Origin of the sequence: Bacillus sp. V33-4 (genome assembly GCF_002860225.1) — a bacterium.
In the GTDB taxonomy this organism is placed as follows: domain Bacteria; phylum Bacillota; class Bacilli; order Bacillales; family Cytobacillaceae; genus Bacillus_BJ; species Bacillus_BJ canaveralius.
In genome coordinates, this window is record NZ_PGVC01000066.1 from 1 (window position 1) to 10,300 (window position 10,300).

At 38.6% G+C, this 10,300-nt stretch carries 10 protein-coding genes; 9 read left to right on the forward strand and 1 reads right to left on the reverse strand.

The genetic code is table 11. The features are described 5' to 3' along the window. From CVD23_RS19955 to CVD23_RS20000, 9 genes are all read left to right on the forward strand, one after another. On the forward strand, positions 1-1,741 hold a 1,741-nt coding region (locus tag CVD23_RS19955; protein WP_101666980.1), incomplete at its 5' end, for an IucA/IucC family protein. Positions 1,742-1,754: 13 nt separating this feature from the next. Further along, entirely contained in the window at positions 1,755-2,354 is a 600-nt protein-coding gene (locus CVD23_RS19960; protein WP_101666981.1) for an RraA family protein, read from the forward strand. 189 nt (positions 2,355-2,543) lie between these two features. Beyond that, positions 2,544-3,284, forward strand: a complete 741-nt coding sequence (locus tag CVD23_RS19965) for an IucA/IucC family C-terminal-domain containing protein (protein WP_180955738.1) — start codon at positions 2,544-2,546, stop codon at positions 3,282-3,284. 251 nt (positions 3,285-3,535) lie between these two features. Next, positions 3,536-4,594 (forward strand): ABC transporter substrate-binding protein, encoded by a 1,059-nt coding sequence (locus tag CVD23_RS19970; protein WP_101666983.1) that lies wholly within the window; start codon positions 3,536-3,538, stop codon positions 4,592-4,594. Between the two features lie 90 nt (positions 4,595-4,684). Next, the gene (locus CVD23_RS19975; protein ID WP_101666984.1) at positions 4,685-5,698 is read left to right on the forward strand and encodes a FecCD family ABC transporter permease; all 1,014 of its coding nucleotides are present in this window, start codon (positions 4,685-4,687) and stop codon (positions 5,696-5,698) included. Continuing rightward, a complete protein-coding gene (locus tag CVD23_RS19980) occupies positions 5,695-6,735 on the forward strand; it encodes a FecCD family ABC transporter permease (RefSeq protein WP_101666985.1) in 1,041 nt (346 codons plus the stop codon). The genes CVD23_RS19975 and CVD23_RS19980 overlap by 4 nt, the downstream gene beginning before the upstream one ends. Positions 6,736-6,994: 259 nt before the next feature. Beyond that, entirely contained in the window at positions 6,995-7,774 is a 780-nt protein-coding gene (locus CVD23_RS19990; protein ID WP_101666986.1) for a DUF2268 domain-containing protein, read from the forward strand. A gap of 191 nt (positions 7,775-7,965) precedes the next feature. Beyond that, a complete protein-coding gene (locus CVD23_RS19995; protein WP_101577749.1) occupies positions 7,966-8,181 on the forward strand; it encodes a hypothetical protein in 216 nt (71 codons plus the stop codon). A gap of 88 nt (positions 8,182-8,269) precedes the next feature. Next, the gene (locus CVD23_RS20000) at positions 8,270-9,016 is read left to right on the forward strand and encodes a YjbA family protein (protein ID WP_101666987.1); all 747 of its coding nucleotides are present in this window, start codon (positions 8,270-8,272) and stop codon (positions 9,014-9,016) included. 37 nt (positions 9,017-9,053) lie between these two features. Here CVD23_RS20000 and trpS read toward each other — a convergent pair whose 3' ends face one another. After that, a complete protein-coding gene (trpS, locus tag CVD23_RS20005) occupies positions 9,054-10,046 on the reverse strand; it encodes a tryptophan--tRNA ligase (protein ID WP_101577947.1) in 993 nt (330 codons plus the stop codon). Positions 10,047-10,300: the final 254 nt, after the last annotated feature.

Genomic DNA, 10,300 nt, shown 5'->3' on the forward strand with positions numbered 1-10,300 from the left:
ACGGCTACGCCATTATCTGGATGAGAAGGGAAATAATTCTCCTACAAACATTTTACTCATACTTATTCAAGAACTTTATCCCGAATTTAAACAAACTTTGGTTTATATCGATAAATTATGTTTTCTTATGGAAAAAAGTTATAGACAGGGCTATCAGTGGGTGTCTGGTTCTTCTATTTATAAGAAGGAGAACCATGATTGGGTGGCGATAAGTTCACCTATAGAACTCAGCAAATTGGTGCTGGAACATTCGTTGTCTAAAGAAGCATATGCACATTCGGGTGTAGGAGATTTTCTGGAAGGGTTAAAAGTGTCTATAGAGCAATTAAATCTTAGTCTAAAACGGATGGATGATTACGAAACTATTAAGCCCACGTCAGCTTATGATTGGTTTGTTAAAGGCGAGATGATCGCATCTTTACGTGATCGGCCGTTTCATCCTTTGTCCAAAGCAAAAATAGGTTTTACACCAATCGATTATCAAAAGTATATGGCTGAATTCGGGAGACAGACGACCTTATGTTGGGTGGCAATATGTAATGATTCAGTCGTAAAAGGGTGCCCGGAAAATGGACTGGAAAGCCTTGATATTCTAAAAGACGAGGAAAAAGCGATCATTGAAAACGAGTTAATACTCAAAGGGATTTCCAAAGATAAATATACGATCATACCTGTTCATCCGTGGCAGCTTAAAAACATTATCATCCCAAATTTTAAACAAGAATTAGAGGATAAAATAATTATCATCCTGGATTCAAAAGTTGGCGATTTCCTGGCCACATCCTCTGTGCGTTCATTAACATCTCCCCATGAATCAACGAAAATGTTGAAACTACCAATTAGTGTTAAGTCATTGGGTGCTGCCAGATACTTGCCAGTCGTTAAATTATTAAATGGTATAGCCGGAGAGCAAATGTTTAGACAAGCTGTAGCTTGCGACGAGACTCTTGCTAACAGAGTATTCTTATGTGAAGAAAAAAATTGGTGGGGATATATGCCTCAATCTATAGGGCTTTTTGATGATCATCCGCGCCATTTGGCAGCCCAAGTAAGAACTTATCCTCAAGAAATTATGAATAATGGTTATAAAATTATACCCATGTCTTCTTTAGGCGTCGAACTTCAAGGCCATCATTTTTTAAGTGAATTATTAGAAGAAACTCTATCAAATGAAGATGTTATCAGCTTTTATACAGATTTAGCGACTGTATTTCATGATATTACAATGAGGTTGTTTAAAGTCGGGATTGTACCGGAGATTCACGGCCAAAATTGTTGTGTAGTACTAAAAAATAAAAAAATAGTTGGATTATTATTTAGAGACCATGATTCAGTCCGCTTGCATCAAACGTATTTAGAAAAACATAAAATTAAAGATCCTGGGTACCATATAAGACCCGGTTATTCAAACACCTTATATAACGAATCGATTGAAAAATTAATTTTTTACATCCAATCCCTTGGCATACAAGTGAATTTGGCTGTAATAATGGAATCGTTATCCAAAATCTATCATATTCCAGAAAATATATTTTGGGAAATAACAGAAATGAAATTAAGGGAAGCGTTGCTATCAATCGATATACCTGAAGCGGATAGGGAAGTACTGCACTATGAGCTGTTCGAAAGAAAAGAGTGGCCGGTGAAGCTAATCATTCGTCCTTTACTGGAATCAGATGGTGTCCCGGGGGCGATGCCATCTGGAAAGGGGATAGGATATAATCCATTTTATTTGAATTAGCAAGGAGGCCAGAATGTTAACGGTTAGAGAAAGAGTGCAGAAATATACTGCGGATGAGATAGAAGAATTTAAATCGGTTAGCACTTCGACAATAGGGCACTTTACCGATTTTGGTTTCATAGCTAATTTTAATTGTACAGTATCCGTTACTAAAGTGTATGGGGAAGTTATTACGGTAAAATTATCAAGTGGAGATGGTTACCCATTAAATATAGCTCTTCAACATGCTAAAGAAGGGGATATTTTAGTTATTGATGCTTCAGGGAATAAAACACATGCTTGTTGGGGAGAATTTAGAGCCAGAAAAGCAGAAGAAATCGGATTATCTGCCGTTATAGTTGGTGGGGCAGTAACAGACTTTGAATATTTAAGGAGGAGTCGTATACCGGTGTTTTATGAATCCGTTTCACCAAAGACGACGAGAAATTTAAAGTTGGAAGGGGAAGTCAACACTCCAGTAAGTGTAGGTGGAGTCGTTTTTGAATCGGGTGACTATATTATCGCCGATCAAGACGGTATTTATAAATTCAACCACCTGAATTATAAAATATTAATGGAACGTGCAATAGAAAAAGAAAAAACAGAGAAATCAAGAAGATTGGTAAATTACTAAGGTTAGGACAGACACAATGGCAATTTCTTAAAGGTTAAGCTGGAGCGTGTTCATTCTCGCCATATTTATGACGGGTCAGCACGCAATTTCTTTTTTTTACTTTTAGAACTTAAGCAGGTGCTTTTTATTCAATTTAATATTCTTTATTTTACTGATTTAGAATTGAAATTTGTTATTAGGATGATAAAAATGAACAGTATGATGATGAATAAACTTAAGACATTCAATATACATTTAGAGCATGAGAAACCCAAGGATATAGAGATGTCGGATCTTTTAAATGAAGAAAAATGCCGAGTATTTTTACAAAAATTAATGTTGCAGATAAAAGCACCAAATTTATCAGTCGCGGCTTCGATGTTTTCTAAAAGGTATGCTTATCTCATCGTAGCGTCTACCTTGTATAGTATGGTCCAATACAATTGTACGCTTAAATTACCTGTTAAAGCATGTGCATTGAGTAAAGAACGTGAATTATGTATTCAATTAGAATGTTGCCCTTGGGAGGAAACAACGAATTTAGAGAGGGAACAATGGCGTGTAAACGTATTACGCTCTCTTTTTTCTGAACACATTACTCCTGTTTTAAATACATTGCAAAAAACATCCCGTCTTTCTCCATCAATACTGTGGGAAAACGTAGCCATTCGAATCAACTCCATCTATCGGAAAATATTGTCCAGAGACGTTGAACTGGTCAAAATCGAACGACTGAACAGTGACTTTCAATTTCTAAAAAATGCGGAAGGCGACTTATTTAATTTAAAAGAAAATCCGATTAAAGAATATTTGAAAATTGGAGAAGAACTTGAACAAAATCCATGCCGGAAAACTTGCTGTATGTATTATCTACTGGAAGAAGACCTTGAAGGAATTGGTTATTGCAGAATTTGCCCCATTAAAAGCAAACTTCAAAGAATCGGAAATTAGGATATTCAAACAATTAATAATCTTTAATTAAATTTCTATTGACTAAAATCCCTAATTATTTTATCATCTTAATTGATAATGATTTTCAATATTAATTAGAGAGGAACTTTCCAAATAAAACCCCGCTTAATTTGACAGATTCTCATCAATATTTTAATAAAAGGGGAAAACACGTTCAGTAGGTATTCAAAGATTATGAATTATAATTTATTACTGATAAAAATTATCACTATCAATTAGGAGGAATCTACATGCCAGGAATTACATACTCATTTGAAAGAAAATATTCATTTTCTTTGCTCGCAATCATTTTATCCCTTGCAATGATTTTAACTGGATGTGGAAGTCAATCATCAGGAGAAGGATCGAAAGAAAATAAAGAGGCGGAACAGACAGAACAAAAAGAAGGAACTGAAGGAAAGCAAGCTGCAGGGTTAGAAAGTTCCCGTGACATTACTCATGCAATGGGAACAACAACCATTAAGGGAACACCAAAAAGAATTGTAACCTTATACCAAGGGGCCACCGATGTTGCTGTTGCCTTTGGAGTAAAACCGGTAGGAGTGGTTGAGTCCTGGGTAGAACAGCCGATTTATAAATACCTTAGAAACGATTTGGAAGGAGTCCAAAATGTGGGTTTGGAAACACAGCCGAACCTTGAAGAAATTTCAAAATTGAAACCGGATTTGATTATCGCTTCTAAGCTGCGTCATGAAAAAATTTATGATCAATTATCTCAAATTGCCCCAACCGTTACTCATGAGACTGTTTTTAATTTTAAAGAAACGGTTGATTTGATTGGAACAGCGCTAAATAAGGAAGACAAAGCAAATGAACTTGTTTCTGACTGGGACAACAGGGTTGCTGATTTTAAAGAAAAGATTTCTGCCAAAATGGGTGATAAATGGCCAATTGAGCTATCCGTACTTAATTTCAGGGAAGATCACTCCCGTATTTATATAACAGGCTTTGCTGGAGATATATTAGGTGAACTTGGGTTTGTACGTCCTGAATTTCAACAAAAAGAAGCGGAAAAGGGTACAGTTGTACTTAAGCTAACGGATAAAGAAAGTATTCCTAATATGAATGCGGATAGCTTCTTTGTATTTAATTTTGATGATACAAGCGGTGAAGCGGTTAAAAAATCATATGAAGAATGGACCAGTCATCCATTATGGAAAAATCTTGATGCTGTGAAAAACAATCAGGTATATATGGTGGATGAGGTTACCTGGAATAATGGCGGAGGCATTATTTCAGCAAATAACATGCTGGATGACCTTTACAAGCATTTTGAGTTGGAGAAGTAAATAGCCGAAGGTAGACAGAATAGGAAGGATTTTATAATCCTCCTATTTTTGTCATTTAAAAAACTAAATTCATGAAAGTAGAGGGAGGAAATGACACATCTATTTCTTCGTACACACTCAAAATTTTTAGGTTTAATACTCGGATTTGGTCTTTTTGCCATCTCTTTTACTTTAAGTATTGCTTTGGGTCAGACGCCAATTCCATTTAAAACTGCAATCGAGGCTTTATTACATTTTGATCCGTCTTCAACAGAGCATGTAATTATCACAACCACACGAACTTCACGGGCTGTCATAGCAACGGTAATTGGAGCAAGCCTTGCGATAGCGGGGGCGTTTATGCAGGCATTAACAAGAAACCCGCTGGCTTCCCCGAGTATTTTTGGAATCAATGCCGGCGCTCTGTTTTTTATCGTTTTTGCTGTTTCATTTTTTTCAGTTACGTCTTTGATACATCTCATGTGGATGGGTTTTTTAGGGGCGGCAGTTGCAGCAATTCTAGTTTATTTTCTTGGTTCACTGGGAAGCGATGGATTGTCACCAATAAAAATTGTTCTGGCGGGTGCTGCTATTTCAGCCTTATTTGTTTCTTTTACCCAAGGTTTGTTAGTCCTTGATGAACAAAATCTGGAAGGAATGCTCTTTTGGCTGTCCGGTTCTGTAGCCGGCAGAACCTTGGATATGCTTAAACCAATCCTGCCTTTTATGGCAAGCGCAGTAATTTTGGCCTTCCTGTTGGGGCATGCCGTTAATATCTTGACATCTGGAGAAGACATAGCGAAAGGTCTGGGCCAACGAATCATTTTAGTAAAAATATTAATTGCATTCGTTGTTGTAATCCTGGCTGGCGGCTCCGTTGCTGTTGGCGGTTCCATTGGTTTTATTGGTCTCATTATACCTCATATTGTTCGTTCGCTGGTTGGCATTGATTATCGGTGGATTGTTCCCTATTGTGCATTGTTGGGCGCCAGTTTATTATTATTGGCTGATGTGGCGGCAAGGTTTGTCATTATGCCCCAAGAAATGCCCATTGGAGTCATGACGGCGTTTATTGGCACCCCATTTTTTATTTATATTGCACGCAGGGGGTTTAACAAGGAATGAGCAAGTATTTCTCAGTACGGGATAGATTAGGCAGATTTTCTTTTCATATAGAAAAAAAAATGGTTGTTATTTTTTCATTATTACTTTGTTTATCGCTGTTGTTGTTTATAGTGGGGCTATCCGTAGGAAGTACTATGATCAATCCTTTGATTGTACTATTACACTTATTGGGGCTGGAAAGTACGGAATACCAATTTACTATTGATACCCTTAGACTTCCTAGAATGATTCTTTCTTTACTTGTCGGCATGGCACTTGGAGTATCCGGCCTAATCTTGCAGGGGATCGTCCGGAATCCTTTAGCTTCTCCCGATATTATAGGAATAACCGGTGGTGCTTCGGCTGCAGCAGTTTTGTTTATTACGTACTTTTCGGGGACAATCAGTATTAAGTTCATCCCTTTTGCCGCCATATTGGGGGCCGGAATTGTCTCACTTGTCATTTACATTTTAGCCTGGAAAAAGGGTGTCACACCTATCCGCCTTGTACTCATTGGAATTGGAGTGGCAGCAGCAATGGGTGCTTTAACAACGATGATGATCGTCCTTAATCGAACTTACACAACAGGGCAGGCTTATATTTGGCTAACAGGAAGCGTCTATGGAGCAAATTGGGAAAATGTTTATTCAATGTTGCCGTGGGTGCTGATTTTTGTTCCGCTTGCCCTTCTATTTTCCCGAGAGGTTAATGTGCAGGAACTGGGTGATCAAGTGGCTTTAGGTTTGGGCTCAAGGGTGCAGTATCACCGCTTTGCCCTGCTTATTGTTTCTGTGGCGTTGGCAGGTTCTGCTGTGGCATATGCCGGAGGAATCGGATTTGTCGGCTTAATTGCACCTCATATTGCAAGAAAACTGGTTGGCCGATCTTTTGGGGGGTTGGTACCTGTTGCCGCTTTGATAGGAGGACTAATTGTTATTTTAGCAGATGTGGTGGCCAGAACTGCGTTTCTCCCGCTAGATCTTCCAGCAGGGGTGTTTGTATCAGGAATAGGTGCCCCTTTTTTTATTTATTTGCTGTATAGAAATCGGAATATGTAGAAGAAGCTGAGACTATGAGTATGTTAGAAGCAAGTTCTCTTACCTTAAAGATGTATGAGAGTAACGATTACTCATTATTATCTCAAATTAAGGCGACAACCGGAATTGGAGCGACTACTTTATATTGATAAATGTTTCAATTTCTTGCATAACCAGGAGAGCGGTCAAATACCGCTCTTTTTCTGTTTGTGAAAATCACCAAAATTCACCTTGCTCATAAACTGAAAAAGGACAATGAGTTTATATGGAGTGGTGATAAATGGGGATTATTAATACAGATGAATGGATGATGCGCCAGTTTGATAATCCGGTCAAAATATGCAGTAAATTCGCTGACCTTTTTGAGAACGATGATCCGAAGAATATTTATGAATACTTACTGGAGTTCGGAATGTACCGACCTGGCAGAACCAGTAAAAAAACATATTTGACATTATTGGAAAGTAAAATTTGGACCAAGGTTGGTGACCTGTTCAATAAGTACAAAAAATTTTGGAACGGCCCGGATGTGCCGGTATTTATTTTTCCCATCAATGAAGAAAACCGGAGATTGATGAAGGAAACCGACGGCAAAGCTGGAGTTTCTTTCAAAGACAAAGTATTTCTATTTCTTTCGCCCGGCGACGATATAAAAGAAATAGAAGCACTCTTTGTCCATGAATATCATCATGTTTGCCGTATGCACAAAATAAAAAAACCGCTTGAAAAATACACTTTGCTCGATTCAATCATAATGGAAGGGCTGGCTGAAGAAGCAGTCAATCATTATTGCGGCAAAAAATACATTGGAAATTGGTGTTATTTTTACTCGGAAAAAGAATTAGTCCGCTACTGGGACAAGTATGTATCTGAAAATCTGGACTTGTCCAGAAACAATACAAAACATGACATGCTTTTATTCGGCACAGGTCCATATCCGCGCCTGCTCGGATATGCGATCGGTTACCAAATTATTTCGGATTTCAAAAAGGAAGGGAATTTCTCCATTAAGAGGTCGCTCGTGCTGCCTGCAAACCGTTTTCTGGATCCTAAAAACTAAATCCTATTGATGAAAAACCCCTTGATCGCACAACTCGTTCACGAACAATAATCATCCTGCTTGAAAACATGGCCTGTACATATATGTATTTATCACCACATATATTTAAGGCAAACAGGAAAATCCAGGGGTGATAAACATGGATATGTTAACGATTAAACGAAATTCAAGCCGGATTCGGGTTCGTTTGCATGGCTTTTAGGTTATTCTTGCTGCTCACCGGTTTTGGACTTGCCGTTTCCGGGGGAGTTAGCCTGATCATCTACCTAAATTTACTGGCAACCGGACTCAACCTTACCGATTATCTGTCTTTTGTTAGCACACGGTTTGAATGTTATCTACTCCTGATTGGAATCATCATTATTTCGGTAAGCATCTATTACCCGGATCATCGACAAGAAAAGTAGACGCCTGATGCGATTAAAAAAGGAATAAATTAACTTCCAACTGCCCATACTGAATGATAAACAGTTTGTTGAAGCGGGGGTTAAATTCATGCTATATCTTCATGATGTTTGGGTGAACTGGTTCGAAGGGGAAGAGAACGGATATAATATTTGTCATTTTCATGAATGGCGAAAGGACGACGGTGTTGAGCTACTGGATCAAGTACCGCTTTTGAAAATTGATACTCTGTTATACAACTACATAGAAAACGATTTATCGGAGTTGCCTCAACAACTTATGGACGATGTGTTTCAAAAAGCATATTTACGGAAAAACCATGAACGCACCCAGCTTGAATATTGCTTCATAGTTTCAGATGGCACAGGAATATTAGCGGTGGATACAATCGGTTATAATATTCCAATCCGGAAAAGCAGGCTGATTCCGAGGCAGGAACAACTCGTCTATGAAATGCTTGAAAATCAGGAAACCACTGTATACGATTTTCATGAACAATCAACCTTAAAAAGCTTTCATATCCTCTCGCCAGAACCCCATTTAATGAGAGGGCTGACGAGAAAAGAACGGCAATTAAAGCAACTTTTATTTATGGCTCTCGATCAGCTGCATTCTTCGCAAAACGAAGCCGAAATCCGCTATTGGTATACCGAATGGCATCCCGAAAAATATAGCGAAATCCAGCAAATGCATTGTGAAGAGGCGTGGAAGCATTTGTTTGAAGAAACGAAAATAGGCTGGACAAGCAAGCACGCTGTTTTATGTGAAAATATCATAAAGGGGCAGCCGTTTTTCGAAAAACTGTGGGAGATGGAACATGGACCTAAAGTTAACTAAAAAGGAGCTGATATTTCAGCTCCTTCTTCGTGGCTTCTTATTTTCTTTTCCGTCCCAGACCCATCGCATTTTCCATTTTTTTGAGCATTTTGAAAGCAACTTTATTCGCTTTTTCAGCGCCTTCATCCAGAATCCGATCCAATTCACTTGAATCGATTAAGTCATAGTACTTTGCTTGAATTGGTTCTATGGTATTAACAACAACCTCGGCTAAATCTGACTTAAATTCTCCGTAACCTTTACCTGCGTATTGTGCCTCAAGGTCATCAACTGTCCTTCCTGTCAGAATCGAATAAATTGATAAGAGATTTGAAACCCCAGGCTTGTTTTCCTTATCGAATTTGACCATTCCTTCCGAATCAGTGACAGCACTTTTAATTTTCTTTTCAATTAACTTCGGATCATCCAACATCGTAATCATCGCTTTTTGGTTTGGATCGGATTTGCTCATTTTTTTAGTCGGTTCCTGCAAGGACATAATTCTTGCACCAACCTCGGAGATGCTGACTTCGGGAATCGTGAAAATGTCATTGTATTTTTTATTGAATCTTTCCGCTAGGTCCCTTGTTAATTCGAGATGCTGTTTTTGATCATCTCCGACGGGAACAAGGTCTGTATTGTATAGTAAAATATCGGCGGCCATCAGTGGCGGATAGGTGAGCAGTCCAGCCGTAACCGCCTCTTTGCCGGCACTCTTATCTTTGAATTGCGTCATTCTTTCCAGTTCCCCGATATAGGCCACGCATTGCATCATCCACCCGGCCTGGGCATGGGCCGGAACCTCTGACTGGATAAACAATGTCGCTTTATTCGGATCGATTCCTACCGCCAAATAGAGTGCAGCCAGGCTTTTAATGTTTTTTCTGAGAACCGTCTTATCCTGCGGCGTTGTAATCGCATGTTGATCCACTATACAAAAGTAACATTGATAATTGTGCTGAAGTTCAACAAATTGCTTCATCGCCCCGATATAGTTGCCAAGAGTAATCGTACCGCTTGGCTGTATTCCTGAAAAAATCGTTTGCATAATCAGTAGTTCCTCCGTGAGGCTCACAAAGTCCATTCCGATTGCTCCGTTGTTTGTTTTCACCAACCACAAACTCTCTGGAAAAACGGGGTGCAAAAGTACTAGTCTTTTTCAAAGCCTGTCCTATTCATTTACGGTTTCTTATATATACAAAATAACTGAAACTTGTCGTAAAAGCAAGGTGTTCCAAGGTTAAGTTTGAGTCAAGCATTTGTTGGCGGAATTTATTTCCACCTAAAACGTGTAAGCGGATTCAT

Bases quoted from the DNA above. Each gene is read 5' to 3' on its own strand.
- CVD23_RS19970 (WP_101666983.1), top strand. From the start codon at position 3,536: ATGCCAGGAATTACATACTCATTTGAAAGAAAATATTCATTTTCTTTG.
- CVD23_RS19980 (WP_101666985.1), top strand. From the start codon at position 5,695: ATGAGCAAGTATTTCTCAGTACGGGATAGATTAGGCAGATTTTCTTTT.
- CVD23_RS19975 (WP_101666984.1), top strand. From the start codon at position 4,685: ATGACACATCTATTTCTTCGTACACACTCAAAATTTTTAGGTTTAATA.
- CVD23_RS19995 (WP_101577749.1), top strand. From the start codon at position 7,966: ATGGCTTTTAGGTTATTCTTGCTGCTCACCGGTTTTGGACTTGCCGTT.
- CVD23_RS19960 (WP_101666981.1), top strand. From the start codon at position 1,755: ATGTTAACGGTTAGAGAAAGAGTGCAGAAATATACTGCGGATGAGATA.
- CVD23_RS20000 (WP_101666987.1), top strand. From the start codon at position 8,270: ATGCTATATCTTCATGATGTTTGGGTGAACTGGTTCGAAGGGGAAGAG.
- CVD23_RS19990 (WP_101666986.1), top strand. From the start codon at position 6,995: ATGGGGATTATTAATACAGATGAATGGATGATGCGCCAGTTTGATAAT.
- CVD23_RS19965 (WP_180955738.1), top strand. From the start codon at position 2,544: ATGAACAGTATGATGATGAATAAACTTAAGACATTCAATATACATTTA.